Below are 25,654 nucleotides of genomic sequence, written 5' to 3'. Positions count from 1 at the left end.
CGCCATGCGCACCCGCCGAAGGTGCAGCAGCGAAGTGCTGCACCCGGCACGGTTCACGTCTCGCTGTTGCGAATCAGACGTGTCGCGTGCCATCGACGAATGCGCGGTGATGACGATCATCGGGACTTAAAGCCCGTGCTTACTTGGTGGCGATGGCGTCGATGGAGGTGGTGACCTTCTGGCGCAGGGAGTCGCTCATCGGGGCCGAGCCGGCGTTGTCAGCGGCGACCTTCTGGCCTTCCGCGCTCACGATGTAGGAGAACCAGGACTTGACGAACTTGGCCGTGTTGGCGTCCTTGTAAGCCGGGCAGGCGATGCCGTAGGAGACGAGGACGACCGGGTAGGCGCCGGCTGCGGTGGTGGCGTGATCCACTGCGACGACCACGCGGTTCTTCTCCGTGGCGGTCTTGTCGAGCGGCGAGGCGTCAACGACCTTCGCTGCGGCCTCGGCCGAATACGGCACATAGGCGTCGCCGACCTTGACGGCGGCCGTGCCCAGATCGCCGGCCTTGGAGGCGTCAGCGTATCCGATGGTGCCGTCGGCCTGCGAAACCGTGTTGACCACGCCATCGGTGCCCTTGGCGCCCTGGCCGATCTGGTTCGGCCAGTTCTCGCCGACCTCATAGTTCCAGTCGCTGCCAGCGACGTCCTTGACGTAGCTCAGGAAGTTCTTGGTGGTGCCGGACTTGTCGGAGCGGTGCACGACCGTGATTGGCGTGCTGGGCAGCTCCACCTTCGGGTTGCTGCTCTTGATGGCCGGGTCGTTCCAGGTGGTGATCTTGCCGTCGAAGATCTTCGCGATCGTCGGGCCGTCAAGATTCAGGTGCTTGCCCTTGCCGGAGATGCTCTTGAGGTTGAACACAATGGCGATCGGGGAGATGTAGACCGGGATGTCGAAGGCGGTGCCCGAGGCGCATACGCTCGCGGACTGCTTGACTTCGTCCGCGCTCAGCGCGGCATCCGAGCCGGCCCAAGCCGTGGCACCGGTCAGGAAGGTGGTGACGCCTGCACCGGAACCGGTGGGGTTGTAGGAGATCTTGGCGTCAGGGTTCTTCCCCTGATAGCTGGCGATCCACGCCTCGACGGCAGCCTGCTGCGCGGAGGAGCCCGCGCCCGAGAACTGTCCGGAGATCTTGGCTGTGGATTCGCTGGACGCGCTTCCGGAGTCGCTGGTGGTGGCGGTGTTGTTGCCACAGGCCGCGAGCGCGGCCATCATTGTCAGGCCGCATCCTACGGCGAGGACACGAGTCAGTGCATTCTTGCGCATTTCTTTTCCCTCATCAACCGGCGGCATATGCCGCCAACGTGTGCGAATCGCCTTCGTGTTGCCACGTCGTCATTCGACTCGCACGGTGTTTTCATGACATATCTAGCGTAAAACGCTTCATGCGGGGCCGTGGCCGAACTAGGTGAACGGGAGATGAACATTTGGGAATTGAGTGCGGGGGCTGGGTGTGATGGGATGGGGACAGAGGGATGGCTGAGGTCAGAGCATAGAAACAATTATCCTTCGCGGCCTTAGAGGCCGCTCACCTCGCCTACTGACAGCCCACTGGGCTGTCAGCTTAACGGCTCAGCAGAGAGCTTGTATCCCAGCCCTCGCACGGTGATCAGGTAGTGCGGATGCGCGGAATCCTCTTCGATCTTGCTGCGGATGCGCTTGACATGCACATCGAGCGTTTTCGTGTCGCCGACGTAGTCCGAGCCCCATACGCGGTCGATGAGCTGGTGGCGCGTCATGACCCGGCCCTTGTTCTGCAGCAGGTACTGCAGCAGCTCGAATTCCTTGAGCGGGAAGAAGGTCGGCTCCCCGTGCACGGTGACCTCGTGCCTGCCGACATGCATCGCGATATCGCCGCAGCGCAGCGTCACGCCGTCGTCATGCGCCTCCGAGTCCTCCTCATCGGCCTGATTGCGACGCAGCACCGCGTGGATGCGCGCCAGCAGCTCGCGGAAGGAGTACGGCTTGGTCACGTAATCATCGGCACCGATTTCCAGCCCGACCACGGTGTCGATCTCCGCGCTTTTAGCGGTGACCATGATAATCGGCACCCGACTCTGCTCGCGGATGCGCCGGCACAGCTCGACCCCGTCGATGCCAGGCAGCATAAGGTCGAGCAGCACCAGATCGACGCCGCCGCGCGTGAACAGCGACAGCCCTTCCTCGCCGGTCGCCGCAGCGCTCACCGCATAGCCTTCCCGGGTGAGCTGATAGATCAGCGGTTCCCGATAGGATTCCTCGTCCTCGACGATAAGAATTCTCGTCATGCCTAATGCCTTCCATGAGTGGCGAACCATTCCAAACCATTCCACAAGCAGTTATACAGGTACGGTGGACGATTGCGCTAATCGGACTCGTTACGCTTCCGTGTTTTCGGGAGCCGCCGGAAGCTCGATGGTGAAGGTCGAGCCAAATCCCTCGTGGGACCACATGCTTAAGCGGCCGCCATGCTCCTCGATGCCGTGCTTAGCAATCGAAAGACCCAGACCCGAGCCGCCTGTCGCACGCGAACGGGCGGCGTCGACACGATAGAAACGCTCGAAAACGCGCGCCTGCGCATCCTTGGGAATGCCGATGCCCTGGTCGACGACGCGAATGCGCACTGAGTGAGTAGGTACTGTGTGAATAGGCACTGCGTGAGTAGACGCAGCGTCAATAGGCTCAGTGTCCCCAGCCCGTTCAAGCACCACGACGACCGAACCATGCTGCGGCGAATAGCGAATCGCGTTCTCGACAAGATTCCTGACCGCCGTCGTCAGCGATTCCCGGTCGGCAAGCACCTCGAAGCGGCTGTCTGATGACGCCGAGGGCTGCATCTGAGGCATCTGACCATCGACCGTGAGCCGCACATCAATCTGCCTCTCCTGCGCCGACGTAGCGTTCAGCTCGATAGCCTCGCGCACTGCGACAAGCGCGTCGACCCGCTGCGTGGCCTGTATGGCGCTCATATCCTGCACGCGCTGCAAATCGATGAGATGGCGCACCAGCTGATTGAGCCGCTCTGATTCCTTCGTGATGCGCCCGGCGAAATACCGCACCGCGTCAGGATCATCGGCTGCGTCGCTGATGGTCTCCGCGAGCAGGGCGATGGCCCCGGACGGCGTTTTGAGCTCGTGCGAGACGTTCGTGACGAAATCGCGACGCACCTCCTCGAAACGCCGCTGCTCGCTGACATCGTCAAGAAACACCGCATACGCATCGTCATCGATGGCTCCGATGCGCACGCGCGTATGCGTGGCCTGCTCGCCGGTACCCGTCGTGAGCTCCCGCTCGCGCAGCACGCCATCCGAATCCACCTGAGCGAGCAGATCCATGAGCTCAGGCGCAGCCAGCCGGTCACGATCGACCAGCCCCAGCTGCGCCGCACCGGGACTCAAGTAGCTGACCAATCCCTGGGAGCTGCAGACGATCAGCGCGTTGGGCATCGCCTCAATCATCCGGTGCACGACATGCGGCGACAGCGATTCGTCGTCGAACAGCCGTTGCCCTGGGCTCCACGGCGTATCATCGGCGCGCTCGCTGTTGCGGTCCCGCACGGAGACGACAAGCCAGGTGAGCGCAATCGTCGCCACGACGACGATCAGCGCGGCAAGGACGAGGAACTGCGCCACAGTGATACCGGCCAACATGTGCAGCCTTACAATCGCTTGACGATGGCAATGGCGAGGCGGGCGGCGGTGTCGGCGTATTCGCTGATGTCGAAGTTCTTGAACACCTCGTAATCCGTGTCGGCATTGTCGCTCAGCGCCCGGATGACCAGCGCCGGCACGTCGTTGCGCGCCGCGACATGCGCCACGGCCGCGCCCTCCATTTCGACGGCGTCGGCACCGGTCTGCGCGATGACCTGCGTGATTTTCTCCGGCGTATCGACAAAGTAGTTGCCCGAGGCGATGGTGCCCGTGATATGCGTGATGCCCATTTCATCCAAGGCTTGTTCGGCCACGCCAAGCAGCTTCGGATCGCTGTGGAACTCCTCGGTCTGCGGCTTCCACTGGGCGATCAGGCGCATGTCGCTGTCCAGATAGCGCAAGATGCCGCCGAGCACGACATCGTTGATATGCAGGCTTTTGTTCAGGCTGCCGGCGATGCCCGAGAAGATGATCGCATCGGGGCGGTAGGCGTCGATCAGGCGCTGCGCGGTCGCGGCCGCGTTCACCAGCCCCATGCCGCCGACGGTTGCGGCGACGGCGATCTGCTCGCTGGATGCTGTCGACGCTGCCGTTGGCTCAGCCGGTTCAGCCGATTCAAGCGTGCCGTAGACGACATCCAGACTTGCGCTGTGGTCGTGGCGCACGTTGCTGAGCGAGGCCGCGATATGCGCGACCTCCTCCTCAAGAGCTCCGATGATGGCTATCGTTTTCATAGGCTTGCTTCCTTCTGCTCGCGCAAGATTTCACAGCATTTCGTGGCACTTCATAACTGACGGTATGTCTGGCAGCATGGCTCGCGGTTTGGCGAATGGCGGCTCACGGTCGCGGTGCATGAGTGCATGATCTAGCGCCAGCGCCGTGCGCCGACCGCGCGGGCGAGCTCGTGCAGCAGGTCGCGCGTGTCCGGCCACGCGATGCAGCTATCGGTTATCGACTTGCCATATATCAGCTCGCTCAACGGAGCCGCGCTCTGGTGGCCGCCTTCGATGAAGCTTTCCATCATCACGCCGACGATGCCGCGCTCCCCCGCTGCCAGGCGCTCGGCGATCTCACGCACCACCTGCGCCTCGCGCTTCTCGTCCTTGCCGCAGTTGCCGTGGGCCGCGTCGATGATCAGCCCTTGCGCGGCGGCGCTGTCGGCTGGCATCGTCTTGCGCACGTCGCGCATGGCCTGCGCCACCGAGTCGGCGTCGTAGTTCGGGCCGTGGCTCGAGCCACGCAGCACCACATGGCAGTCCGGATTGCCCAGCGTCTCGACGGCGCAGGCGCGACCCATATGGTCCACGCCGAAGAAGGTATGGCATTGCGCCGCCGCGAAGCAGCCGTTGACCGCCGCGCTCACCGAGCCATCGGTGGCGTTCTTGAAGCCGACCGGCATCGACAGTCCGCTCGCCAACTGGCGGTGAATCTGCGATTCGGTGTTGCGCGCCCCGATCGCGCTCCAGCTCACCGCGTCCGCGAGATACTGCGGCGAAGTGGGTTCCAGGAACTCCGTGGCGGCGGGCAGCCCCTCGTCCAGCACGCCGAGCAGGGTTTTGCGCGCCAGCAGCAGCCCTTTGCGAATCTGATTGGTGCCGTCGATGTCGGGGTCGTTGATAAGCCCTTTCCATCCCACGGTGGTGCGCGGCTTTTCGAAGTAGACCCGCATGACGATAAGCAGCTCGCCAGATACTTCGCGGGACAGCGCCGCCAACCGATGCGCGTAATCGAGCGCCGCAGACGGGTCATGTACCGAGCATGGCCCGACAATCACCAGCAGCCGGTCGTCCTGGCCGTACAGGCAGGCGCGGATCTCGTCGCGCGATGTCGCCACCAGATCCTGCGACTGCTGCGACATCGAGAGTTCGCCGAGCACCTGCGCCGGCGTCGGCAGCGGCTCGAGTTCGAGCACGCGGCGATTGATGATTCGACTGACGCCGACCTCATCCTCCCAGCGAGGCACATCGGTGGCGATCAGCGGATTCTTGCCCTCGCGCACGGCAGCGCGGATGGCATGCAGCTCCTCGGGGGTGTTCAACGGCCGGGGCGTTGGGACAGACGGCATCGCATTCTCCTTGACATTCATACTGCTGCCAAGGATAAGGCCATGTATGAACGAGAAGCGGCTCGCACTACTCGCGAGTCGCTACGAGTAGTGCGAGCGAAACGAACAGGCACCGTGGTAGATTCCTATCGCATAATGGCGCAATCTCAACGAATACCGCCATAACGAAGTGAACATGGTGTGTTCGTTTGATGCGCACTACTCCCGAGCCACTCCGCGTAGTGCGAGTCAGGCCGCCCTGCGCGAGGCCACCGCAGCGGCCAAGGTGTGCAGCAGCTCCTCGGTCCGGCCCCAGGGCACGCAGGCGTCGGTCACGGATTGCCCGTAGACCAATTGGCTCAGCGGAGCCGGCTTCTGATGCCCACCTTCGAGGAAGCTCTCCATCATGATGCCCGATATGCCCGGCTCGCCCGTGGCGACGCGCGCCGCAATCTCCTCCACGACCTGCGCCTCGCGCGTTTCATCCTTGCCGCAGTTGCCATGCGCGGCGTCGATGACAAGCCCGTGCTCGCTCGGCCCTCCGGCCTTCGAAGCCTTGAGCGCCGTCATGGCATCGGCCACGGATTGCCGGTCATAGTTCGGCCCATGGCTTGAGCCGCGCAGCACCAGATGACAGTCGGGGTTGCCCTTGGTCTCCGCCGCGATCACGCGCCCGTCCAGGTTGATGGAGAGGAAATGATGCTCGCAGGACGCGGCGTAGCAGGAATCAGCCGCCGCTTTGATCGAGCCGTCGGTGGAGTTCTTGAAGCCGACCGGCATCGACAGGCCGCTCGCCAGCTCGCGATGGACCTGGCTCTCCGTGTTGCGCGCGCCGATGGCACCCCAGCTGATCAGATCGCACAGGTACTGCGGCGTGATCGGGTCCAGCCACTCGGTCGCCGTAGGAAGTCCGAAAGCCAGCACGTCGGTGAGCACCTTGCGCGCCAGCCACATGCCCTTGCGGATGTTGAACTGCCCGTCAAGATCCGGATCGTTGATCAGACCCTTCCAGCCGATGGTCGTGCGCGGCTTCTCGAAATAGACCCGCATCACGATAAGCAGTCGGTCATCCAGCTCCTTGTTCACCGCCGCAAGCCGCGCGGCATACTCATGCGCCGCCTTGGGATCGTGAATCGAGCACGGCCCGACGATCACCAGCAGCCGGTCATCGCGCCCATCCAGCACATCGCGAATCGCCTGGCGCGAGGAAAGCACCAGGTCCCTCATCTCATCGCGCAACGGCAGCTCCTTCAGGAACGCACGCGGCGCGGGAATCGGGTCAAGCTGCCGGATATTCACATCCACGGTCTCCGGAAGCACCGCGCGATCGTCAAACCGCCGCTTGTCCTCGGAACTGTCCGGACCACGAAGACCTGCCATTGTCTTTCTCTCCTTGTCGCCATATGCGTAACGAACCTTCACAGTATATGGGAATGGCCATATATGCACAACGAGTGGTTGCATGGTGGGATTGCGTGCGGCGCGCCCAACTGCTCGCCCATGGCACGAATCGGCCGCTGACTATCCAGGCTGCCGGTACTGTTGTACTTTATGGATATTGATATCGTCAGCGTGTTCCCCGAATATTTCGACGTGCTGCAGCTCTCCCTGCTCGGCAAGGCCCAGAGCAATGGGCTGGTGCATGTGGCTGCGCATAATCTGCGCGACTGGACCCACGACGTGCATCATTCGGTGGACGATACGCCGGTCGGCGGCGGGGCCGGCATGGTGATGAAGCCGGAGGTGTGGGGCGAATGCCTCGATGAGCTGCTGGGGCTGCGTGGCAAGGACGCCGCGGACGCCAATCAGAATAGTACGGCAGGCGACGCGGTCGAATCAGCCGCCAGGCATGACGGCACCGTGCTTATCTTCCCCAACCCTTCGGCACCGCTGTTCACCCAGCGCGATGCTACCGAGCTTTCGCACGCCGATCGGCTGATTTTCGGATGCGGCCGCTACGAGGGCTACGATGCCCGCATCCCCGAGCATTACCGCGCGCAGGGCGTCAACGTGCGCGAATACTCGATTGGCGACTACGTACTCAATGGCGGCGAGGTGGCCGTGTCGGTGATGCTTGAGGCGATTACGCGGCTGCTGCCGGGCTTCATGGGCAATCCCGAGTCCATCGTGGAGGAGTCCTACACCGGCGGTAACGCCTTGCTCGAGCATCGCCAGTACACCAAACCTGCTCTCTGGCGCTCCTTGGAAGTGCCGGAAATCCTGCTCAGCGGCGACCACGGCAAAGTCGATCGTTTCCGCCGCGACGAGGCGCTGCAACGCACCAACGCGATCCGACCGGATCTCATCGAGGCGCTTGACTGCAAGCAGCTCGACAAGCCCGACCGCAAAACCCTGATGGCGCTCGGCTGGGAAGTATCCGGCGCGCATCCACGGCGGATTGATTAGTAGAACGCATTGCCCAGACGCGCTGCTTACCGCATCTGTATATCACTCCGGCTCGATGACGAACACCGCGGTTTCGCCGTAATGGCGCTGGTCGGTGATAGCCCAGCCCTCTGGCGACTTGGGGTCCTGCGAGCGTGTGGAACGTTCCAGAATAATGGTGCTGCGGGCATCGGTCGCCTCGCCTGAGGCCAGCGCTGCAAGCAGCCCTTCGCATTCGGCGGTTGCGAAGGCATATGGCGGGTCGATGAGAATCAACTCAAACGGCGCTCCGGCATAGTCCGCCACGAATCGCTCGGCGCGACGACGCACCGCACGGGCCGACATATCCGGCTGCCAACCGCGCTGATGGCGTAGATTGCCTAGGGTTGTTGCGAGCAAAGCCGCCGCAGCGCCAGCGGATTCCACAGCCACCAGCTCCTGCGCGCCGCGGGACAAAGCCTCGATACCGAGCGCACCGGTGCCTGCGAACAGGTCAAGGACCCGCGCATCCTCAATCAGGCCAAGCGCATCCAGCCGGGAGAACAGCGCCTCCTTCGTCCGGTCGGTCGTCGGCCGTGTCCCGGTTTTGGCGGCAGGCAGAGTCGCACCCTTGAATCGTCCAGCAATAACACGCATGCCTCGTACTCTACCGTTTCATAAAGAAAACCGGTTGCCAGAGTCATAAATAACTCCGGCAACCGGTTTTGGTTGTGCAAGTATGTCAGCAACGGACCGTCAGGCCCTTATGCTCACTTCTCAGCAGCGGCGGCCTCGTCGGCCACATCCGCGGATTCCTCGGCAGTCTGCTCAGCAGCGTCCGCCTCTTCGGCGACCTTGTTGAGTTCGACGGCGGCCTCATCGGCAGCGGCGGTGTCCGTGCCAGCCTCATTGGCTTCGACAGCCTGCTCGGTGGCATCGGCCGCAGCACCCTCGGCGCGAGCGGCATCAGCAGCAGCGTCAACGACCTGGGCATCGGCGTCGGCAGCGGTCTTGGCCGCAGCTTCGGCTTCCTTCACGATGGCCTGCTTGGGGCTCACCGGCTCGGTGACGAGCTCGATGATGGCCTGCGGCGCGGCATCGCCCTTGCGCGGGGCAATGCGGATGATGCGGGTGTAGCCGCCCTCGCGCTGCTCCATCTCTTCGGCGATCTCGGTGAAAAGCTTGTGGACGATGGACTTGTTGCGAATCACGCGCATCACGCGACGACGCGAGTGCAGATCACCGCGCTTGGCGAAGGTGATCAGGCGCTCGGCCAGCGGGCGAAGGCGCTTGGCCTTGGGCAGCGTGGTCTTGATGTGGCCGTTGGCGAACAGGCTGGTCGCCATGTTCGCGAGCATCAAGCGCTCGTGCGCAGGGCTCGAAGCCAGACGCGGGCCCTTCTTGGGTGTAGGCATTATTACTCCTTATTGCCAGGGGATCCAGGTGGGCATATGCCCGAGCGTCCGGATCCGACGGCGGTTTGATGAATGGCTGCGCGTCACTCGTCTTCCGGCGAGAAGAACGTGCCCCCTTCAAGGTTGTTGGTATCGAAACCAAGCGGCGAGGCCTTGAGCGACAGACCGAGCGTCTGCAGCTTCTCCTTGACCTCATCGATTGACTTCATACCGAAATTGCGGATGTCCAGCAGATCCTGCTCCGTGTGGGCGACCAGCTCGCCGATGGTGTGGATCCCCTCGCGCTTGAGGCAGTTGTAGCTGCGCTGCGTAAGGTTGAGATCCTCGATCGGCACGGCCATCTCCGGATTCGTCTCCTCGGCGACCGGCGCGGGGCCGATTTCGACGCCCTCCGCCTGCGTGTTGAGCTCGCGGCACAGGCCGAAGAGCTCCACCAGGGTGGATCCTGCAGAGGCGACCGCATCGCGCGGCGAAATCGCCGGCTTGGTCTCCACATCAAGGATGAGCTTGTCGAAGTCCGTGCGCTGTTCCACGCGCGTCGCCTCGACCTTGTAGCTCACCTTGAGCACCGGGGAGTAGATGGAATCAACCGGAATACGGCCGATTTCGTCGCCATCCGACTTGTTCATCTGGGACTGCACATAGCCGCGGCCACGCTCGACGGTGAACTCGATCTCGAGCTCCCCATCGTCCGCGAGCGACGCGATATGCATATCGGGGTTGGCAATGGTGACGCCGGCCGGAGGAGTGATGTCCCCTGCGAGCGCTTCGCCCTTGCCGCTCTTGCGCAGATACATGACAACCGGCTCGTCGTATTCGCTCGTGAGCACGATGCCCTTGATGTTCAGCAGGATCTCGGTCACATCCTCCTCGACGCCGGGCAGAGTGGTGAACTCATGCAGGGCGCCAGAGATGCGCACCGAAGTCACAGCGGCTCCGGGGATGGAGCTCAGGAGCGTGCGACGCAGCGAATTGCCGAGCGTATAACCGAAGCCAGGCTCAAGCGGCTCGATGACAAAGCGGGAACGCTGCGGATTGAGTGATTCCTCAGTTAATGTCGGACGCTGTGCGATAAGCACTATGGTTATCCTTTCAGCTTCTGATCGGTGGTGCACTCACCGGCCATAGGCGGGTTGGATGGATGGATTCTTGAGTGCTCAGACGCGACGGCGCTTGGGGGGGCGGACACCGTTATGTGCCTGCGGGGTGACGTCGGTGATCGAACCGACTTCAAGACCTGCGGACTGCAGGGAGCGAATCGCGGTCTCGCGGCCGGAGCCGGGACCCTTGACGAAGACGTCGACCTTCTTGACGCCGTGCTCCATCGCCTTGCGGGCTGCGGATTCCGCGGCCATGCCTGCGGCGTACGGCGTGGACTTACGCGAGCCCTTGAAGCCGACATCGCCACCGGACGCCCAGGACACGACGGCCCCGGACGGATCGGTGATCGAGATGATGGTGTTGTTGAATGTGGACTTGATATGCGCCTGCCCGACCGGCACCGACTTGCGATCCCGGCGACGCGGCTTGCGCGTGGCTTGCTTTTGAGCTGCCAACTGACCCTCGTTTCCTAGTAACGAACTATTTGGTTGTCCGGACGATGAGACGCATGAAGCCTCTCGTGGCCCAGATCATGCCACCGACTACTTGGTGGCCTTCTTCTTCCCTGCAACCGTGCGCTTCGGGCCCTTGCGGGTACGGGCGTTGGTCTTGGTGCGCTGACCGCGCACAGGGAGTCCCCTACGATGACGCTGGCCTTGGTAGCAATTGATTTGAATCTTGCGACGGATATCCGCATCGACCTCGCGACGCAGATCACCTTCGATCTTGTAGTTGGACTCAAGATAGTCGCGCAGCGTAATCAGCTGCTCATCCGTCAAATCCTTCACGCGCGTATCGGGACTGATCTCCGTCGCGGCGAGGGTTTCCTTCGCACGAGTGCGGCCTACACCAAAGATATAGGTGAGGGCGATCTCGATGCGCTTCTCATTGGGGATGTCGACTCCGGCAAGACGTGCCATTGCGATTCCTTCTGTTTTCCGCAGGTCTTGCACCAAGTCATCCGGATATCCGGCCCGAGCCTGCGAGCTCGGGGTTCAGCACTTCGAGAGTGCTGCGACTTAGCGTATTATTTGGTTGTCGCTGGGATTGCTCAGCCTTGACGCTGCTTATGGCGCGGGTTGGAGCAGATCACCATGACGCGACCGTGACGACGGATCACGCGGCAATTCTCGCAGATCTTCTTCACGCTAGGGCTGACCTTCATGGTTTTCCTTTTGCTGTGTACAGTTACTTGTAACGGTACGTAATACGACCGCGGTTGAGATCATACGGGCTCATTTCCAAAACCACACGATCCTGCGGCAGAATGCGAATGTAGTTCTTCCGCATCTTGCCTGAGATGGTGGCGAGCACGATATGCTTGTTCTCGAGTTCAACGCGAAACATCGCGTTCGGCAGTGCCTCCACTACCTGTCCTTCGACTTCAATCACACCGTCTTTTGCCATGAGCCTCAATCCGTTCCTTGGCCTGCTTACTTATGGGTGTTGCGAAAACACACCAAATTCAAAGCATACAGCAAAGCGGGGAATACTGTGCACCTGGCGTGTCGTATTCCCCGCTTTGTGGCTTGCTATGCTATAAAGCCGCTGTCAATCAGCCAAGCAGCTCAACGATCTTGGCGTTGATTTCCTTGATGTCGCCGACGCCGTTAACCGTGACCAGCTGCTTGCGGCTCCTGTAGATGTCGATCAGCGGCGCGGTTTCGCGCTCGTAAATCGCCAGTCGCTCCGCGATCGCCTCGGGGGTGTCGTCGGCGCGGCCCTCCTGCTCGGCGCGCTTGCTCATGCGCTCCATGAGCACATCGTGGTCGGCTTCGAGCGTGACCGCATAGTCGAGCGGGGTGCCGAGCGCTTCCAGCATCTCGTCAAGCGCCTGCACCTGGGCGGCGTTGCGCGGGTAGCCGTCGAGGATCCAGCCGTTCCTGACATCGTCCTGCGCCAGCCGGTCCTTGACGATGCGGTTGGTCACCTCGTCGGGCACCAGCTCGCCCTTGTCCGTGTAGGACTGGGCTTCCTTGCCGAGCGCGGTCTGGTTCTTGATGTTGTAGCGGAAGATATCGCCGGTGGAAATCGCCGGGATGCCGTAATGCTCGCTCAGCAGCGCGGCCTGAGTGCCTTTGCCCACGCCTTGCGGGCCCATGATCAGCAGTCGCATATCATATCCTTTGCTTGATGTGGTTCTTGTCATGCTTGTAACGCTTTGTAATGCCTTGCAATACTTATCGTTACGAATGAGGGCCGTTACGAACGCCGGTTCGCCACAGCCAAAGCCGCAGCGAACCGGCGCATCGTGCAGGTCAGCCCTCTTTGTGGTCGGTACCTTCGAAGAGGAATCCGGTGTATTGGAACTGCTCGGTCTGCGCCTTCGCCTGGCGCAGCGTATCGAGGCCCACGCCGGCGATAATCAGAATCGTCGTGCCGCCGAAGGGCAGCTTGGCGTTGAGCTTGAGCGCCATGATCAGCACCGTCGGAATCAGCGCCACGAAGAGCAGGTAGACGGCGCCGACCGTGTTGAGCCGGTTCATCACGTAGCTCAGGTAGCGGCTGGTCGCGCTGCCGGCGCGGATGCCGGGGATGAATCCGCCGTACTGCTTCATGTTGTCGGCGGTCTCATCCGGGTTGAAGGTGATCGCGGTGTAGAAGAAGCAGAAGAAGACGATCATAAGCGAGTACAGACCGATGTACCACACGGAGGTGGTGTTGGCCAGATTGGCGTTGATCCACTTGACCCAGGACTGGTCCTTGCCGAACTGCGCGATCAGCGTCGGGATGGCGAGAATCGAAGAGGCGAAGATCGGCGGGATGACGCCGCTCATGTTGATCTTCAGCGGCAGGTAGGTCGAGGAGCCGCCGTACATCTTGCGCCCGATCATGCGCCGGGTGTACTGCACCGGGATGCGGCGCTGGCACAGCTCCACGAAGTCCACGAAGATGAGGATGACCAGCAGCACCGCGGTGACGATGCCGAACTTGGCCCAGTCGCCGTTCTTGCCGTTGGTGCCCCAGCCGATCTCCCACAGCTGCGGCAGGAAGCCGGAGCAGATGGACATGAAGATAAGCACGGACATGCCCTGTCCGATGCCCTTCTCCGTGATGAGCTCGGCCATCCACATGATCAGGCCGGTGCCGCCGGTCATGACCAGCACCATGACGGTCAGATTCCACACCGAGCCGTCGGGGATGACCTGCGAGCACTGGTAGTTGAACAGCGCGCCGGAGCGTGCGGTGACCAGAATCGTGGTGGACTGCAGGATGGCAAGGCCGATGGTCAGGTAACGCGTGTACTGGGTAAGCTTCGCCTCGCCGGACTGGCCTTCCTTGTGCAGCGCTTCGAAGCGCGGGATGACGACGCGCAGCAGCTGAATCACGATGGATGCGGTGATGTAAGGCATCACGCCAAGGGCGAAGATCGACAGCTGCAGCATCGCGCCGCCGGAGAACAGATTCACCAGGCCGATGAAGTTCTCCTGGTTCGAGGACAGCGTGGAGACGCACTGGCGCACCACTTTGTAATCCACTCCCGGCGTGGGGATGAACGAACCGATGCGGTAGATGATGATCATGCCAAAGACGAACAGGATCTTGTTCCTGAGTTCCTTGGTTTTGAAGGCCTGGATTAACGTCCTCACCTGGGGTTTCCTTCCCTGTATCGTGCGCAGCTTACGCACCCATGCAAACAGACTCTAATCGGCGAGTCTAGCGTAGAGCATCTACGAAAGACGCATGCCTAGCCAAGGCGTGGCAAAAACGGATATGGCCCTCCCCGCGCAATGCGGGGAGGGCCATATCCTTTGCTTCATATCAAGCGTATCCCCAGAGGCACTCAGTCCTCGGAGATGGAACCGCCTGCGGCTTCGATCTTGGCTTTGGCCGAGGCCGATGCCTTGACGCCCTTGAGCGTGAAGGAAGCTTCGGTCTCACCGTCGCCGAGCACCTTGACCGGGTAGCCGGAGCGCACAGCGCCCTTGGCGATCAAGTCTTCGACGCTCACTTCGCCGCCCTTGGGGAAGAGCTCGGCAAGCGTCGCGATGTTGACGACCTGGAACTCCTTCTTGAAGGGGCTCTTGAAGCCGCGCAGCTTCGGCAGGCGCATGTACAGCGGCAGCTGGCCGCCTTCAAAGCCCATACGAACCTGATAGCGCTTCTTCGTGCCCTTGTCTCCACGGCCCGAGGTCTTGCCCTTGGAGCCTTCGCCTCGGCCCACACGAATGCGGTCCTTCTTGGCGCCGGGAGCAGGGTGCAGATCATGCATCTGCAGGATGCCATTTTCTTCGTTTGCCATAATCAGTCGACCTCCTCGACGGTGACCAGGTGACGCACGGCGTGCACCAGACCACGATTGGCGGGCGAATCCTCACGGACGACGCTCTGGCCGATCTTGTGAAGACCGAGGGTCCTGACCGTCTCGCGCTGTGCGGGCTTCCTGTTGACCAGGCCGTGCACGAGAGTGATCTTGAGCTGAGCCATCACTCACCATCCTTTGCTTCGGAGGCGGCCTTCTTGGCCTGAGCCTCTTCACGGGCCTTGCGAGCCTCGGCGATGCCGGCCGCACGAGCGCGCAGCATGGCATCGGGAGCCACTTCCTCAAGGGCAACGCCACGACGTGCGGCGATCTCCTCGGGCTCCTCAAGGTTCTTCAAGGCGTCCACGGTGGCACGCACGACGTTCACCGCCGTGGTGGAACCCATCGACTTGGTGAGGATGTCGGAGATGCCAGCGCACTCCATGACGGCGCGCACCGGGCCGCCGGCGATAACGCCGGTGCCGGGGGCCGCAGGACGCAGCAGGACCGTGCCCGCAGCATCATGGCCGATCACCGGGTGGGTGACCGTGCCGCGAACGCGCGGAACGTTGAACATATGCTTCTTGGCATCCAGCTGGCCCTTGGCGATGGCCGCAGGGACCTCGCGGGACTTGCCGTAGCCAACGCCGACCGTGCCGTTGCCGTCGCCTACCACCACAAGGGCGGCGAAGCTGAAGGTACGTCCACCCTTATGGGTTTTGGACACACGGTTGATGGTCACCACGCGGTCGAGCAGCTCGTCGCCGCGATTCTCCTCGCGACGGCCGCCACGGCCCCCACGACGACCATCCCCGCGGCCTTCGCCACGACGACCGTCACCGCGCTGGCCTTCGCCACGCTGGCCGCGACGTCCGTCACGGGAATCCCCGTGCTGGTCGCTGCTGCCCTGGGCGGAGCCTTGGGTGTTCTGCGTATCTTGCGCCACTTGAGTTTCCTTATCGTTGACGCTTACAGTGTTGTCACTCACAGTGCCAGACCTCCCTCGCGGGCGCCGTCTGCAACGGCTGCGACGCGACCATGGTACTTGTTGCCGCCGCGGTCGAAGACGACCTCGGTGATGCCAGCGGCCTTCGCCTTCGCGGCGATCAGCTCGCCGACCTTCTTGGCGGCCTCGGACTTGGTGCCCTCGAAATCGCTGAAGTCAGACTGCAGCGTGGAGACGCTTGCCAGGGTCATGCCCTTAGTATCGTCCACGATCTGAGCGACCATATGGCGGTTCGAACGGGTGACCACGAGACGCGGACGCTCAGCGGTGCCGGAGATGTGCTTGCGCAGGCGGGCGTGGCGACGAAGTCGTGCGACGTACTTGCCTTTGCCGTAAATCTTCACGCTCATATCACTTACCAGCCTTTCCAGCCTTGCGAAGGATGTGCTCGTCGCTGTACTTGATGCCCTTGCCCTTGTAGGGTTCCGGCGCGCGCAGCTTGCGGATGTTCGCCGCAGCCTGGCCGACGACCTGCTTGTCGGTGCCCTTCACGATGACCTGGTTGGCGTTCGGCAGTTCGAATTCAATGCCTTCCGGCGGCTGCACGGTGATGGTGTGCGAGTAGCCGAGCGAGAACTCGATGCCCTTGCCCTTCATCTGCGCGCGGTAGCCCGTGCCGATGATGTCAAGCGTCTTGGTGTACCCGTCATGCACGCCCTTGACCATCGAGGCGATGATCGAACGGCTCAGACCGTGGTATGCACGGGTCTGGCGCTCGTCGTCGGCCGCAGTCAGGATGACTTCGGAGCCTTCGAGAGCAGCGGTGATGCCTTCGGGAATCGTGTAGGAGTCAGAGCCCTTGGAGCCCTTGACGGAGAAGTTCTGTCCCTCGATGGAGACCTCCACGCCTGCCGGGATGGCGACGGGGAGCTTGCCAATATGCGATGCCATGTTCAGCTCTCCTTTCTCACCACACGTAGGCGACGATTTCGCCGCCGATGCCCCGGTCGAGGCATTCCTTCTGAGTCAGCAATCCCGAGCTGGTCGAGATGATGGCGATGCCGAGTCCGCCCAAAGGCATGGGCAGGGAGTCCGACTTCGCGTAACGGCGCAGTCCAGGCTTCGAGATGCGCTTGATGCCTTGCAGGGAGCGCTCCCCGGTCGGGCCGTACTTAAGGGCGATCTCCAAGGTCTGGCCGACCTTGGCTTCCTTCGCCGAGAAATCCTTGATGTAGCCTTCGCGCTTGAGGATTTCGGCGATATTCGCCTTGAACTTGGAGTACGGCATGTCCACGGTTTCGTGTTTTGCCGCACTCGCATTACGCAGACGCGTAAGCATGTCTGCGATGGGATCTGTCATTGTCATTGTGGGCGTACGCCCTTTCTCGCCGTGGTTTCCGCCGGTTCTTCGCTGCGCATGAAGCGCAGCGTCGCTCCGGACGGACCTTCAGCGTCGATGTTTACCAACTGGACTTCGTAACTCCGGGCAGCTCGCCACGGTGTGCCTTCTCGCGAAGGCAGATGCGGCACAGGCCGAATTTGCGGTACACGGAATGGGGACGCCCGCAAACCTGGCAGCGGGTGTAGCCGCGCACCTTGAACTTGGGGCTCGCGGCCGCCTTGTTCTTAAGAGCGGTTTTTGCCATATCAGTTCTCCTTGAAGGGGAAGCCTAGGTGCTTCAGCAGCGCGCTTGCTTCCTTGTCGTCCTTGGTGCTGGTCACCACGGTGATGTCCATGCCACGCTGGTGGTCGATGGAATCGGGATCGATCTCATGGAACATGGACTGCTCGGTGAGGCCGAAGTTGTAGTTTCCCTGGCCGTCGAACTGCTTGCCGTTGATGCCGCGGAAATCGCGGATGCGGGGCAGGGCGAGGGTCAGCAGACGATCGAGGAACTCCCACATGCGGTCGCCGCGAAGCGTCACATAGGCGCCGATGGCCTGGCCCTCACGCAGATGGAACTGCGCGACGGACTTCTTGGCCTTGGTGACCTTGGGCTTCTGGCCGGTGATCAGCGTGAGATCCTTGACGGCGCCTTCGATGAGCTTGGAGTCGCGAGCCGCGGCGCCGACGCCCATGGAGACGACGATCTTCTTCAGACGAGCGATCTGCATGGGGTTGGAGTGGTTGAACTCCTTCTCCATCTCGGCGATGATCTCGTCGTTGTACTTCTGCTTCAGACGCGGAGTCGCTGAGGCTTCAACTGCTGTGGCGCTCATGCCAGCTCCTTTCCGGACTTCTTGGCGACGCGGGTGCGCACGACCTTGACCTTGCCTTCACGCGCCTCTTCCTTGACCGCGACGCCCACGCGAGTGGGCTCCTTGGTCTCGGGGTCGATCAGCATCACATTGGAGCGATGGATCGGCGCCTCGACGGAGACGATGCCGGCCTGCTGGCCCTGCTGCGTGGCGCGCACGTGCTTCTTGACGATTTGCACGCCTTCGACGATCAGACGGTCGTTGGACAGCACGCTGGTGACGGTGCCTTCCTTGCCGCGGTCCTTGCCGCGGATGACCTTGACCTGATCGCCGGACTTAATCTTGGCTACCATCTCAGATCACCTCCGGGGCGAGGGACACGATCCTCATGAAGCGCTTGTCGCGCAGTTCACGACCGACCGGTCCGAAGATACGAGTGCCCTTGGGTTCACGGCCAGAGCCGAGAATGACGGCGGCGTTCTCGTCGAACTTGATGTAGGAGCCGTCGGTGCGACGGTGCTCCTTGACAGTGCGGACGACGACGGCCTTGACCACGTCGCCCTTCTTGACCGACCCGCCAGGGATCGCATCCTTGACGGAGGCGACGATCACGTCGCCAATGCCGGCATAGCGTCGCTTCGACCCGCCGAGCACGCGGATGGCCAAGATCTCCTTGGCACCCGTGTTGTCGGCGACATGAAGCCGCGTTTCCTGCTGAATCATTGATTCTCCTTAGCCGAGCTGGTTCTCCCCGAGCACCCTTGCAGGTGTCTCGCGGAGCCTTGCCGAACTTGTTACTTGGCGCGCTCGACGATTGATTCGACGCGCCAACGCTTGGTCTTGCTCAGAGGCCGAGTTTCCATGATACTCACGAGGTCGCCAACGTGGGCGTCGTTGTGTTCGTCATGGGCTTTGACCGTACGGGTAGTGCGCACGACCTTGCCGTACAGGGGGTGGGTCGAACGCTGCTCGAGCTCGACGGTGACCGTCTTGTCCATAGCGTCGGACACGACATAGCCGCTACGAGTCTTGCGGAAGTTGCGCTCTTGCTTTTCAGCCATGCTTACTTCTCCTCGGTCTTGGTTTCGCTTGCCTCAGGAGCCTGGCTGATGCCCAGCTCGCGTTCGCGCAGGACGGTGTACATCCTGGCGACATCGCGCTTGACAGCCTTGAGACGAGCGGAGTTGTCGAGCTGGCCCGTGGCGTTCTGGAAGCGCAGGTTGAACAGCTCTTCCTTGGACTTCTTGAGGAAGCCCTCGATCTCGTCATTGGTCTTCTCGTTGAGATTCTTGATGGTGTAGTCTGCAGTTCCGACTGACATCAGATGTCACCGCCTTCGCGAGCAATAATACGGCACTTCATCGGGAGCTTGTCGATCGCGCGGCGCAGGGCCTCGTGAGCGATGTCCTCGGTAACGCCGCCGATCTCAAACATGACGCGCCCAGGACGCACATTGGCGACCCAGAACTCCGGCACGCCCTTACCCGAACCCATTCGCGAGCCAAGCGCGTGCTTGGTGAGCGGACGATCAGGGAAGATCGTGATCCACACACGACCGCCACGCTTGATGTAGCGGGTCATGGCGATACGAGCGGCCTCGATCTGGCGGTTGGTCACGTATGCGGGGGCAAGCGCCTGAATGCCGTAATCGCCGAAGGCGATCTCGTTGCCGCCCTTGGACATGCCACGGCGGGTCGGACGCTGCTGTTTACGATACTTGGTCCTCTTTGGGATAAGCATTTAGCTCACTCCTTCACTTCTGTAGCAGGAGCAGCCGCAGCGGCAGGAGCTGCAGCCGGGGCTTCGGTCGCTGGCGCGGCGTCGGTCCTGTGCTGCGAGGCGGGGCGCTGTCCACGGCGCGGGCGGCGATCGCCACCACGGCGGCCGGGGCGGCTCGCACCCTGCTGGGCCTGCTGCTCTTCGAACTCGTGCTCGGTCATGTCGCCCTTGTAGATCCACACCTTCACGCCGATGCGGCCGTAGGTGGTCTTGGCTTCGAAGAAGCCGTAATCAATCAGGGCGCGCAGGGTCTGCAGCGGAACGCGACCCTCGCGGTAGAACTCGGAACGGCTCATTTCCGCGCCGCCGAGACGGCCGGAGAGCTTGATGCGGATGCCCTTGGCGCCAGCATGCATAGCATCCTGCTGGGCCTTGCGCATCGCGCGGCGGAAGGTGACGCGGTTGGTCAGCTGCTCGGCGATGCCCTGAGCGACCAGCTGCGCATCGAGCGCGGCGTTCTTCACTTCGAAGATGTTGAGCTGGACCTGCTTGCCCGTGAGCTTCTCGAGCTTGGCGCGGACGCGCTCGGCTTCAGCTCCGCGGCGGCCGATCACAATGCCCGGACGCGCGGTGTGGATGTCCACACGCACACGGTCGCGAGTGCGCTCGATGATGATGCGGGAGACTCCCGCACGCTCGAGGTCCTTGCTCATGACCTTGCGGATCTCATCGTCTTCGAGGACGAAATCACGGTAGCGTTCGCCGGCCTTGTTGGAATCTGAGAACCACTTGGAACGGTGGTCTTCGGTGATGCCCAGGCGGTATCCGAAGGGATTGATCTTCTGACCCATCTTTAGCGGGCTCCTTCCTTGTTGGCGACAACGACCGTGATATGGCTGGTGCGCTTGTTGATACGAGCGGCCCGTCCCTGTGCACGAGCGCGGAAACGCTTGAGCGTCACGCCTTCGTCCACATACGTCTCCGTGATATACAAATCGTTCTCATGGAACGCCTCGCCGGCCTTGTCGGCCTTGACGCGAGCGTTCGCGATAGCGCTCTCCAGAACCTTGCGCACCGGAGTGGCAGCGTCCTGAGGGGCGAACTTGAGGGTGGTGATGGCCTGTGTCGCCTGCTTGCCTCGGATGAGGTCGACCATGCGGCGAGCCTTGCGCGGCGTCACGCGTACGTGACGAGCGATTGCTTTAGCTTCCATAAGTCTCTGCTCTCCTTTAGCGGCGTGCCTTTTTGTCGTCCTTCACATGGCCTCGGAAGGTCTTGGTCGGGGCGAATTCACCGAGCTTGTGGCCGACCATGGCCTCGGTGACGAACACCGGGACATGCTTGCGGCCGTCATGAACGGCGAAGGTGTGCCCGATGAAATCAGGCGTGATCATCGAACGGCGCGACCACGTCTTGATGACGTTGTGCGTGCCCTTCTCATTCTGAACGTCGACTTTCTTCTGTAGGTGGGCGTCGACGAAGGGGCCCTTCTTGATGCTTCGAGTCATCTGCTCGACACTCCCTTACTTGCGGTTCTTACCATTCGGACGACGACGAACGATCATCTTGTTCGAAGCCTTCTTCGGATGACGCGTACGGACTTCACCCTTGCCCCATGGCGACACGGGCGGACGACCGCCGCGTGTGGTGCCACCGTGTGGATGGTCGACGGCGTTCATGGACTCGCCACGCACGATCGGGCGCTTGCCCTTCCAGCGGGCGCGACCGGCCTTGCCAAGCTCCACGTTGGCGTGATCGGCATTGCCGACCTCACCGACGGTGGCGCGGCAGCGGGCGTCGACGTTGCGGATTTCGCCGGACGGCATGCGCAGCTGAGCGTAGGCTCCATCCTTGGCGACCAGCTGGACGCCGGCACCTGCGGAACGCGCGATCTTCGCACCGCCCAAGGGGCGCAGCTCGATGGCGTGCACGATGGTACCGGTCGGGATGTTGCGCAGCGGCAGGTTGTTGCCCGGTTTGATATCGGCCTGAGCGCCCGTCTCAATCGCGTCGCCCTGGCTGATGCCTTCGGGCGCGATGATGTAGCGCTTCTCGCCGTCGGCATAGTGCAGCAGCGCGATGCGGGCGGAGCGGTTCGGGTCATACTCGATGTGAGCGACCTTGGCCGGCACGCCGTCCTTGTCCCAGCGCCTGAAGTCGATGAGACGGTACTGGCGCTTGTGACCGCCGCCGCGATGGCGGGAGGTCATGCGGCCGTAAGAATTGCGTCCGCCGGTTTTGGACAGCTTGCGAACGAGCGACTTCTCAGGCGTGGAGCGCGTGATCTCGGAGAAGTCCGAAACCGAAGCGTTGCGACGGCCCGCAGAGGTCGGCTTATATGTACGGATAGCCATAATGTAGTTCTTCCTTTGACTTTCTCGGCTAACCTTCAGTTACCGAAGATGTCGATCGTCTGGCCCTCGGCCACGGACACGATGGCGCGCTTCTGGCTCACGCGCTGGCCGAAGCCCGAGCGGGTGCGCTGGCGCTTGCCGGAGCGGTTGAGGGTGTTGACGTTCGTCACCTTGACCTTGAAGATCTCCTCGATGGCCTGCTTGATCTGCACCTTGTTCGCGGTGGGCGCCACCACGAAGGTGTACTGCCCGCGATCGGATGCCGCATAGCTCTTCTCGGAGACGACAGGCTTGAGGATGATGTCATGTGCTGGCTTGTGAATAGCGACCATGGTGATCAGACCTCCTTGACGGTCGGCTCGGTCTTCGCGGCGACGAAGGCATCGAAGCCTTCCTTCGTGAAGACGATGTATTGAGCGGTGACCACATCGTACGTGTTGAGCTGATCGGCGAAGATCACATGCACGGTGGGGATGTTGCGCACGGAGAGCCACTCGTTCACGCTGTCGCGCGAAAGCACGACCGTGGTGAACTTGTTCTCGGTCACAGGGGTGAGCGCGGCGATCGCGGTCTTGGTGGACGGGGCATCGGTGATGCCCAGATCCACGATGGCGATGCGATCGTTGTTGGCCCGATTGGACAGGACGTAGCGCAGGGCGCTGGCCTTCATCTTCTTCGGGGTGCGCTGCTCGTAGCTGCGCGGAACCGGACCGTGGGCGATGCCGCCGTGAGCCCATTGCGGCGCACGGATCGAACCCTGACGAGCACGACCGGTGCCCTTCTGCTTCCACGGCTTCTTGCCGCCGCCGGAGACCGCACCGCGGTTCTTGGTGGCGTGCGTGCCCTGGCGGGCCGCCGCGAGCTGCGCGATGACCACCTGGTGGATCAGCGGGACATGCGCCTGCACGTCTTCGTCGGAGATCCCGAAGATATCGGCAGGAGCTTCGAGCGATCCAGCGGACTTGCCCTTGGCGTCAGTGACGTTCAAAGTAACGTTAGCCATTGTCTCAGGCTCCCTTCACTGCGGAACGGACAAGCACGATAGCGCCCTTGGGACCGGGAACGGCGCCCTTGATCGCGATGATGCCATTCTCCACATCCGTGGAAACCACGGTGAGGTTCTGCACGGTGGAGGTGACGTGGCCCATGCGGCCAGCCATGCGCTTGCCCTTGAGGATGCGGCTCGGCGTGGCGCACGCGCCGACGGAACCGGGGCGACGTTCGTTCTTGTGCGAGCCGTGGGTACGGCGATAGGACTTGAAGCCCCAGCGCTTGATGGTGCCCGCGAAGCCCTTGCCCTTGGTGGTGCCAGTGACATCCACCACAGCGCCTTCGCCGAAGAGTTCGGCGCTCAGCTCCTGGCCGGCCTCGAACTCGGCGGCGTTCTCGGTGCGCACCTCGGCGAGGTGACGGCGCGGGGTCACGCCGGCCTTGGCGAAGTGGCCCGCGAGGGGCTTGGTCACCTTGGTCGGGTCGATCTGGCCGTAGCCGAGCTGCACGGCGTTGTAGCCGTCGCTTTCCTCGGTTTTGACGGTCGTGACCACGTTGGTGGAGACGTCGACGAGCGTGACGGGAACGAAGAAGCCGTTCTCATCCCAGACCTGCGACATGCCAAGCTTCTTGCCCAGCAGCGCGGTGCGATTAGTCTTTTGCGACATTGCGGTTTCCTCCTCCCCTACAGCTTGATCTCGATATTGACATCTGCAGGCAGATCGATGTGCATCAGGGAGTCCACAGCCTTGGGCGTGGGGTCCACGATGTCGATGAGGCGCTTATGCGTGCGCATCTCGAAATGCTCGCGAGAATCCTTGTACTTATGAGGAGAGCGGATCACGCAGAACACGTTCTTCTCGGTCGGCAGAGGAACCGGGCCCACCACAGTGGCGCCCGCGTTCGTAACCGTCTCGACGATTTTCTTCGCCGATTGGTCGATGACCTCATGGTCATAGGACTTAAGCCTGATGCGGATTTTCTGTCCCGCCATTGCCGTCCGCCCTTTCTAGCGATTCGTTTACTGTTTACCAGCCTGCTCTTCAAGGACACCGGCGCACGGGACCCCCGGGTACGACCCCGCGGTCCAACGCATCAGTGTGCAGCACGCGACGTTCACCATATGCATCCACACGATGAACCCGCCGCCGCACTCGCTTTTTTGATTCCAATATGCGAGCCCAAAACAGGCAACTTCTCTATTAAAGCATTGAGGGGGTATTAGCAGCATTCGGGCGTGTCGCCCGAATATGTTCTTTCTACCTCGTTTCCTTAGCGGAAACTCGGCGCCACCTACGAGCAACCCACAGGGTTGTCCGCTTAACGGTGTCGCGTGTCGCGCAAATCGTCTTTCTTACTTCGTCCCCTTAGCGGGGTCTCAGCGCCACCTATGGGCAGTCCACCGGACTGCCCACTTAACGGCGGCGCATGTCGCCCGAATACGTTCTTTCTACCTCGTTTCCTTAGCGGAAACTCGGCGCCACCTACGAGCAACCCACAGGGTTGCCCGCTTAACGGTGTCGCGTGTCGCCCTGTAAACCAGCGATAATTGGAAGAAATCCGCCGCTGACCAGCGCTTAGCGGCGGATTTCTTCCAATTATCGTCGGTTTTGATGGCATACCTTATATCGCATGGAGGAGGACCGATAGGGCGTGGGCGCGATGGCGGCCGGGCAGGGTGTCGAAATCGTTGGCGAGGTCAGCTTGCGCCACGAAGCCGCCGTGCAGCGCGGATTTGATGACAGGGAGCGCGTCATTGAGCTCGTGGTGCCGCGCGCAGTCGAATAGCGTCTGCCGCAGGCCAGTTACTTTGACCCCGTCGACGGTTTCGTAGCGGAGCGCGCATGCGTAATGGTACTTGATCGACTCACAGTCCCTAGCCCGACCGTTTCTCGTCGTGGCGACATGCAGCTGATTCATGTGCTGCGGCAGTGCAGCTGGCGACTCTGCACTACACCGTGACTCTGCACGACGCCGTGACCCTGCACCATGCCATGACTCTGCACGCAGCTTCGCATAGCTCGGCGCTGTGCTATCAGGGCTATCAGACGATGCCGCGTTTTCGGCCAGTGCCATAGTGTCCGCTGGCCCGACAGCAAGGCCATGCATCGCCGCCGCGGTCATATCGCAGAAAACCCAATTCGGGTGGAGCACTGCGTGCGATCGGATGACGTGGCGGTATCTCTCGCCCATGCCCAGCGTCTCCCAATATGCCGCTCGCGCATAGTAGTGCCCGTACAGCTGCACCAGCTCGCCGCAACCGGCTCTGCGCCGCAGCATCCGGCGCTGGGCGTCATTCTCGGCCCATAGGCAGCGGCGGCTCGCCTCGGCCCCAGCGAATATGGCTTCAAGTCTCGCGTTTCGTCTCATACCATGACGCTATCGAAACCGATCCTGCCCTACATAGCGCAACCGGTCAATGTGGTCGAAGGCTGGCCGATTCGACACGCCGAGGCCCCGCATCCAACGCAACCATGATGCCCAACACCGCGGCTGCTCATCTGTGCCACGCAGCGCGTGTCAGCGTACGTTTTCCTGCACGCTCACGCAGTCTGTATTGGAAAACGTACGCTCACCCGCGCTCAGTGTACGTTTTCCAATACGGCTTCCGTAATCACACCAGAAAACGTACGCTGATCGGCCGAGCCC

38 protein-coding genes are annotated in these 25,654 nt (G+C 62.1%); 1 reads left to right on the top strand and 37 read right to left on the bottom strand.

Annotated elements, in window-relative coordinates:
- Positions 1-139 precede the first annotated feature (139 nt).
- The 6 genes from pstS to LKK40_RS05835 all read right to left on the bottom strand — a co-directional run bounded on the left by pstS (position 140) and on the right by LKK40_RS05835 (position 7,054).
- A complete protein-coding gene (pstS, locus tag LKK40_RS05860; protein ID WP_304309850.1) occupies positions 140-1,267 on the bottom strand; it encodes a phosphate ABC transporter substrate-binding protein PstS in 1,128 nt (375 codons plus the stop codon).
- Between the two features lie 293 nt (positions 1,268-1,560).
- A complete protein-coding gene (locus LKK40_RS05855; protein WP_304309849.1) occupies positions 1,561-2,268 on the bottom strand; it encodes a response regulator transcription factor in 708 nt (235 codons plus the stop codon).
- A gap of 90 nt (positions 2,269-2,358) precedes the next feature.
- On the bottom strand, positions 2,359-3,630 hold the full coding sequence (locus LKK40_RS05850) for a sensor histidine kinase (protein WP_304309848.1): 1,272 nt from the start codon (positions 3,628-3,630) through the stop codon (positions 2,359-2,361).
- Positions 3,631-3,638: 8 nt separating this feature from the next.
- On the bottom strand, positions 3,639-4,364 hold the full coding sequence (gene mtnN / locus LKK40_RS05845; RefSeq protein ID WP_304309847.1) for a 5'-methylthioadenosine/S-adenosylhomocysteine nucleosidase: 726 nt from the start codon (positions 4,362-4,364) through the stop codon (positions 3,639-3,641).
- A gap of 131 nt (positions 4,365-4,495) precedes the next feature.
- A complete protein-coding gene (locus LKK40_RS05840; RefSeq protein WP_304309846.1) occupies positions 4,496-5,695 on the bottom strand; it encodes a 3-deoxy-7-phosphoheptulonate synthase in 1,200 nt (399 codons plus the stop codon).
- Between the two features lie 228 nt (positions 5,696-5,923).
- Positions 5,924-7,054, bottom strand: a complete 1,131-nt coding sequence (locus LKK40_RS05835) for a 3-deoxy-7-phosphoheptulonate synthase (RefSeq protein WP_304309845.1) — start codon at positions 7,052-7,054, stop codon at positions 5,924-5,926.
- A 171-nt stretch (positions 7,055-7,225) separates the two neighbouring features.
- Here LKK40_RS05835 and trmD point away from each other — a divergent pair, with 171 nt between their 5' ends.
- Positions 7,226-8,080, top strand: a complete 855-nt coding sequence (gene trmD / locus LKK40_RS05830) for a tRNA (guanosine(37)-N1)-methyltransferase TrmD (RefSeq protein WP_304309844.1) — start codon at positions 7,226-7,228, stop codon at positions 8,078-8,080.
- A gap of 42 nt (positions 8,081-8,122) precedes the next feature.
- On the opposite strand, the gene rsmD is transcribed toward trmD, so the two are convergent.
- The 31 genes from rsmD to LKK40_RS05675 form a co-directional block, all read right to left on the bottom strand.
- Positions 8,123-8,695 (bottom strand): 16S rRNA (guanine(966)-N(2))-methyltransferase RsmD, encoded by a 573-nt coding sequence (rsmD, locus tag LKK40_RS05825; RefSeq protein WP_304309843.1) that lies wholly within the window; start codon positions 8,693-8,695, stop codon positions 8,123-8,125.
- 113 nt (positions 8,696-8,808) lie between these two features.
- Entirely contained in the window at positions 8,809-9,453 is a 645-nt protein-coding gene (rplQ, locus tag LKK40_RS05820) for a 50S ribosomal protein L17 (protein WP_304309842.1), read from the bottom strand.
- 83 nt (positions 9,454-9,536) lie between these two features.
- Positions 9,537-10,532: a DNA-directed RNA polymerase subunit alpha gene (locus tag LKK40_RS05815; RefSeq protein ID WP_304309841.1), complete on the bottom strand. Its 996-nt coding sequence runs from the start codon at positions 10,530-10,532 to the stop codon at positions 9,537-9,539.
- A gap of 78 nt (positions 10,533-10,610) precedes the next feature.
- Positions 10,611-11,009: a 30S ribosomal protein S11 gene (rpsK, locus tag LKK40_RS05810; protein WP_024464353.1), complete on the bottom strand. Its 399-nt coding sequence runs from the start codon at positions 11,007-11,009 to the stop codon at positions 10,611-10,613.
- Between the two features lie 87 nt (positions 11,010-11,096).
- Positions 11,097-11,474, bottom strand: a complete 378-nt coding sequence (gene rpsM, locus LKK40_RS05805) for a 30S ribosomal protein S13 (protein ID WP_152580317.1) — start codon at positions 11,472-11,474, stop codon at positions 11,097-11,099.
- A gap of 131 nt (positions 11,475-11,605) precedes the next feature.
- A complete protein-coding gene (gene rpmJ / locus LKK40_RS05800; RefSeq protein ID WP_024464351.1) occupies positions 11,606-11,719 on the bottom strand; it encodes a 50S ribosomal protein L36 in 114 nt (37 codons plus the stop codon).
- A gap of 23 nt (positions 11,720-11,742) precedes the next feature.
- Positions 11,743-11,961, bottom strand: a complete 219-nt coding sequence (gene infA / locus LKK40_RS05795) for a translation initiation factor IF-1 (protein WP_003808114.1) — start codon at positions 11,959-11,961, stop codon at positions 11,743-11,745.
- 148 nt (positions 11,962-12,109) lie between these two features.
- Positions 12,110-12,670, bottom strand: a complete 561-nt coding sequence (locus tag LKK40_RS05790) for an adenylate kinase (RefSeq protein ID WP_304309840.1) — start codon at positions 12,668-12,670, stop codon at positions 12,110-12,112.
- A gap of 142 nt (positions 12,671-12,812) precedes the next feature.
- Positions 12,813-14,144: a preprotein translocase subunit SecY gene (gene secY / locus LKK40_RS05785; protein ID WP_152580318.1), complete on the bottom strand. Its 1,332-nt coding sequence runs from the start codon at positions 14,142-14,144 to the stop codon at positions 12,813-12,815.
- A 194-nt stretch (positions 14,145-14,338) separates the two neighbouring features.
- The gene (gene rplO, locus LKK40_RS05780; protein WP_152580319.1) at positions 14,339-14,797 is read right to left on the bottom strand and encodes a 50S ribosomal protein L15; all 459 of its coding nucleotides are present in this window, start codon (positions 14,795-14,797) and stop codon (positions 14,339-14,341) included.
- 2 nt (positions 14,798-14,799) lie between these two features.
- On the bottom strand, positions 14,800-14,982 hold the full coding sequence (gene rpmD, locus LKK40_RS05775) for a 50S ribosomal protein L30 (protein WP_152580320.1): 183 nt from the start codon (positions 14,980-14,982) through the stop codon (positions 14,800-14,802).
- Positions 14,982-15,785, bottom strand: coding sequence for a 30S ribosomal protein S5 (rpsE, locus tag LKK40_RS05770; protein WP_304309839.1), 804 nt, complete (start codon positions 15,783-15,785; stop codon positions 14,982-14,984). The genes rpmD and rpsE overlap by 1 nt, the downstream gene beginning before the upstream one ends.
- On the bottom strand, positions 15,782-16,153 hold the full coding sequence (rplR, locus tag LKK40_RS05765) for a 50S ribosomal protein L18 (protein ID WP_152580322.1): 372 nt from the start codon (positions 16,151-16,153) through the stop codon (positions 15,782-15,784). The genes rpsE and rplR overlap by 4 nt, the downstream gene beginning before the upstream one ends.
- 1 nt (position 16,154) lies before the next feature.
- On the bottom strand, positions 16,155-16,694 hold the full coding sequence (gene rplF, locus LKK40_RS05760) for a 50S ribosomal protein L6 (RefSeq protein WP_152580323.1): 540 nt from the start codon (positions 16,692-16,694) through the stop codon (positions 16,155-16,157).
- 16 nt (positions 16,695-16,710) lie between these two features.
- Positions 16,711-17,109, bottom strand: coding sequence for a 30S ribosomal protein S8 (gene rpsH / locus LKK40_RS05755; RefSeq protein ID WP_304309838.1), 399 nt, complete (start codon positions 17,107-17,109; stop codon positions 16,711-16,713).
- Positions 17,110-17,203: 94 nt separating this feature from the next.
- Positions 17,204-17,389, bottom strand: a complete 186-nt coding sequence (locus LKK40_RS05750; protein ID WP_024464342.1) for a type Z 30S ribosomal protein S14 — start codon at positions 17,387-17,389, stop codon at positions 17,204-17,206.
- Position 17,390: 1 nt separating this feature from the next.
- Positions 17,391-17,963: a 50S ribosomal protein L5 gene (gene rplE / locus LKK40_RS05745; RefSeq protein ID WP_152580325.1), complete on the bottom strand. Its 573-nt coding sequence runs from the start codon at positions 17,961-17,963 to the stop codon at positions 17,391-17,393.
- Complete coding sequence (gene rplX, locus LKK40_RS05740) at positions 17,960-18,295, bottom strand: 50S ribosomal protein L24 (protein WP_273220505.1); 336 nt, start codon at positions 18,293-18,295, stop codon at positions 17,960-17,962. Before rplX ends, rplE begins: the two co-directional genes overlap by 4 nt.
- Position 18,296: 1 nt before the next feature.
- A complete protein-coding gene (gene rplN / locus LKK40_RS05735) occupies positions 18,297-18,665 on the bottom strand; it encodes a 50S ribosomal protein L14 (protein ID WP_152580327.1) in 369 nt (122 codons plus the stop codon).
- Positions 18,666-18,736: 71 nt separating this feature from the next.
- On the bottom strand, positions 18,737-19,003 hold the full coding sequence (gene rpsQ, locus LKK40_RS05730; protein WP_152580328.1) for a 30S ribosomal protein S17: 267 nt from the start codon (positions 19,001-19,003) through the stop codon (positions 18,737-18,739).
- A 2-nt stretch (positions 19,004-19,005) separates the two neighbouring features.
- Positions 19,006-19,263, bottom strand: coding sequence for a 50S ribosomal protein L29 (gene rpmC / locus LKK40_RS05725; protein ID WP_152580329.1), 258 nt, complete (start codon positions 19,261-19,263; stop codon positions 19,006-19,008).
- The gene (gene rplP / locus LKK40_RS05720; protein ID WP_152580330.1) at positions 19,263-19,682 is read right to left on the bottom strand and encodes a 50S ribosomal protein L16; all 420 of its coding nucleotides are present in this window, start codon (positions 19,680-19,682) and stop codon (positions 19,263-19,265) included. Before rplP ends, rpmC begins: the two co-directional genes overlap by 1 nt.
- 5 nt (positions 19,683-19,687) lie before the next feature.
- Positions 19,688-20,512, bottom strand: coding sequence for a 30S ribosomal protein S3 (rpsC, locus tag LKK40_RS05715; RefSeq protein ID WP_152580331.1), 825 nt, complete (start codon positions 20,510-20,512; stop codon positions 19,688-19,690).
- A gap of 2 nt (positions 20,513-20,514) precedes the next feature.
- The gene (gene rplV, locus LKK40_RS05710; protein WP_152580332.1) at positions 20,515-20,874 is read right to left on the bottom strand and encodes a 50S ribosomal protein L22; all 360 of its coding nucleotides are present in this window, start codon (positions 20,872-20,874) and stop codon (positions 20,515-20,517) included.
- A 16-nt stretch (positions 20,875-20,890) separates the two neighbouring features.
- Positions 20,891-21,169 (bottom strand): 30S ribosomal protein S19, encoded by a 279-nt coding sequence (rpsS, locus tag LKK40_RS05705; RefSeq protein ID WP_024464333.1) that lies wholly within the window; start codon positions 21,167-21,169, stop codon positions 20,891-20,893.
- A 15-nt stretch (positions 21,170-21,184) separates the two neighbouring features.
- The gene (gene rplB, locus LKK40_RS05700; RefSeq protein WP_273192341.1) at positions 21,185-22,015 is read right to left on the bottom strand and encodes a 50S ribosomal protein L2; all 831 of its coding nucleotides are present in this window, start codon (positions 22,013-22,015) and stop codon (positions 21,185-21,187) included.
- Positions 22,016-22,050: 35 nt separating this feature from the next.
- Positions 22,051-22,347 (bottom strand): 50S ribosomal protein L23, encoded by a 297-nt coding sequence (gene rplW / locus LKK40_RS05695; RefSeq protein ID WP_152580334.1) that lies wholly within the window; start codon positions 22,345-22,347, stop codon positions 22,051-22,053.
- Between the two features lie 5 nt (positions 22,348-22,352).
- Positions 22,353-23,018, bottom strand: coding sequence for a 50S ribosomal protein L4 (gene rplD, locus LKK40_RS05690; protein ID WP_304309837.1), 666 nt, complete (start codon positions 23,016-23,018; stop codon positions 22,353-22,355).
- A 4-nt stretch (positions 23,019-23,022) separates the two neighbouring features.
- The gene (rplC, locus tag LKK40_RS05685; RefSeq protein ID WP_152580336.1) at positions 23,023-23,673 is read right to left on the bottom strand and encodes a 50S ribosomal protein L3; all 651 of its coding nucleotides are present in this window, start codon (positions 23,671-23,673) and stop codon (positions 23,023-23,025) included.
- Between the two features lie 17 nt (positions 23,674-23,690).
- Positions 23,691-23,999: a 30S ribosomal protein S10 gene (rpsJ, locus tag LKK40_RS05680; RefSeq protein ID WP_003827292.1), complete on the bottom strand. Its 309-nt coding sequence runs from the start codon at positions 23,997-23,999 to the stop codon at positions 23,691-23,693.
- Positions 24,000-24,628: 629 nt separating this feature from the next.
- A complete protein-coding gene (locus LKK40_RS05675; RefSeq protein WP_304309836.1) occupies positions 24,629-25,375 on the bottom strand; it encodes a hypothetical protein in 747 nt (248 codons plus the stop codon).
- Positions 25,376-25,654: the final 279 nt, after the last annotated feature.

The sequence above is a fragment of the Bifidobacterium tibiigranuli genome (assembly GCF_022655035.1).
Classification (GTDB): domain Bacteria; phylum Actinomycetota; class Actinomycetes; order Actinomycetales; family Bifidobacteriaceae; genus Bifidobacterium; species Bifidobacterium tibiigranuli_A.
The sequence above is the reverse complement of the archived record's forward strand: the minus strand, read 5'-3'. Positions and strand labels throughout refer to the sequence as shown.

Coding starts and splice junctions, on each gene's coding strand:
- mtnN (WP_304309847.1), bottom strand. CDS start 4,364: ATGAAAACGATAGCCATCATCGGAGCTCTTGAGGAGGAGGTCGCGCAT.
- rplN (WP_152580327.1), bottom strand. CDS start 18,665: ATGATTCAGCAGGAAACGCGGCTTCATGTCGCCGACAACACGGGTGCC.
- LKK40_RS05855 (WP_304309849.1), bottom strand. CDS start 2,268: ATGACGAGAATTCTTATCGTCGAGGACGAGGAATCCTATCGGGAACCG.
- rpmD (WP_152580320.1), bottom strand. CDS start 14,982: ATGGCTCAGCTCAAGATCACTCTCGTGCACGGCCTGGTCAACAGGAAG.
- rplD (WP_304309837.1), bottom strand. CDS start 23,018: ATGGCTAACGTTACTTTGAACGTCACTGACGCCAAGGGCAAGTCCGCT.
- rpmJ (WP_024464351.1), bottom strand. CDS start 11,719: ATGAAGGTCAGCCCTAGCGTGAAGAAGATCTGCGAGAATTGCCGCGTG.
- LKK40_RS05750 (WP_024464342.1), bottom strand. CDS start 17,389: ATGGCAAAAACCGCTCTTAAGAACAAGGCGGCCGCGAGCCCCAAGTTC.
- rplC (WP_152580336.1), bottom strand. CDS start 23,673: ATGTCGCAAAAGACTAATCGCACCGCGCTGCTGGGCAAGAAGCTTGGC.
- rpmC (WP_152580329.1), bottom strand. CDS start 19,263: ATGTCAGTCGGAACTGCAGACTACACCATCAAGAATCTCAACGAGAAG.
- rplQ (WP_304309842.1), bottom strand. CDS start 9,453: ATGCCTACACCCAAGAAGGGCCCGCGTCTGGCTTCGAGCCCTGCGCAC.
- rpsM (WP_152580317.1), bottom strand. CDS start 11,474: ATGGCACGTCTTGCCGGAGTCGACATCCCCAATGAGAAGCGCATCGAG.
- rplB (WP_273192341.1), bottom strand. CDS start 22,015: ATGGCTATCCGTACATATAAGCCGACCTCTGCGGGCCGTCGCAACGCT.
- rplR (WP_152580322.1), bottom strand. CDS start 16,153: ATGAGCGTGAAGATTTACGGCAAAGGCAAGTACGTCGCACGACTTCGT.
- infA (WP_003808114.1), bottom strand. CDS start 11,961: ATGGCAAAAGACGGTGTGATTGAAGTCGAAGGACAGGTAGTGGAGGCA.
- LKK40_RS05675 (WP_304309836.1), bottom strand. CDS start 25,375: ATGAGACGAAACGCGAGACTTGAAGCCATATTCGCTGGGGCCGAGGCG.
- LKK40_RS05840 (WP_304309846.1), bottom strand. CDS start 5,695: ATGCCGTCTGTCCCAACGCCCCGGCCGTTGAACACCCCCGAGGAGCTG.
- pstS (WP_304309850.1), bottom strand. CDS start 1,267: ATGCGCAAGAATGCACTGACTCGTGTCCTCGCCGTAGGATGCGGCCTG.
- rplP (WP_152580330.1), bottom strand. CDS start 19,682: ATGCTTATCCCAAAGAGGACCAAGTATCGTAAACAGCAGCGTCCGACC.
- LKK40_RS05835 (WP_304309845.1), bottom strand. CDS start 7,054: ATGGCAGGTCTTCGTGGTCCGGACAGTTCCGAGGACAAGCGGCGGTTT.
- rpsS (WP_024464333.1), bottom strand. CDS start 21,169: ATGACTCGAAGCATCAAGAAGGGCCCCTTCGTCGACGCCCACCTACAG.
- trmD (WP_304309844.1), top strand. CDS start 7,226: ATGGATATTGATATCGTCAGCGTGTTCCCCGAATATTTCGACGTGCTG.
- rplE (WP_152580325.1), bottom strand. CDS start 17,963: ATGAGCGCCACAGCAGTTGAAGCCTCAGCGACTCCGCGTCTGAAGCAG.
- rsmD (WP_304309843.1), bottom strand. CDS start 8,695: ATGCGTGTTATTGCTGGACGATTCAAGGGTGCGACTCTGCCTGCCGCC.
- rplV (WP_152580332.1), bottom strand. CDS start 20,874: ATGGAAGCTAAAGCAATCGCTCGTCACGTACGCGTGACGCCGCGCAAG.
- rpsJ (WP_003827292.1), bottom strand. CDS start 23,999: ATGGCGGGACAGAAAATCCGCATCAGGCTTAAGTCCTATGACCATGAG.
- rplW (WP_152580334.1), bottom strand. CDS start 22,347: ATGGTCGCTATTCACAAGCCAGCACATGACATCATCCTCAAGCCTGTC.
- rpsC (WP_152580331.1), bottom strand. CDS start 20,512: ATGGGTCAGAAGATCAATCCCTTCGGATACCGCCTGGGCATCACCGAA.
- LKK40_RS05790 (WP_304309840.1), bottom strand. CDS start 12,670: ATGCGACTGCTGATCATGGGCCCGCAAGGCGTGGGCAAAGGCACTCAG.
- rplX (WP_273220505.1), bottom strand. CDS start 18,295: ATGGTAGCCAAGATTAAGTCCGGCGATCAGGTCAAGGTCATCCGCGGC.
- rplF (WP_152580323.1), bottom strand. CDS start 16,694: ATGGCATCGCATATTGGCAAGCTCCCCGTCGCCATCCCGGCAGGCGTG.
- LKK40_RS05850 (WP_304309848.1), bottom strand. CDS start 3,630: ATGTTGGCCGGTATCACTGTGGCGCAGTTCCTCGTCCTTGCCGCGCTG.
- rplO (WP_152580319.1), bottom strand. CDS start 14,797: ATGGCAAACGAAGAAAATGGCATCCTGCAGATGCATGATCTGCACCCT.
- rpsH (WP_304309838.1), bottom strand. CDS start 17,109: ATGACAATGACAGATCCCATCGCAGACATGCTTACGCGTCTGCGTAAT.
- rpsQ (WP_152580328.1), bottom strand. CDS start 19,003: ATGGCTGAAAAGCAAGAGCGCAACTTCCGCAAGACTCGTAGCGGCTAT.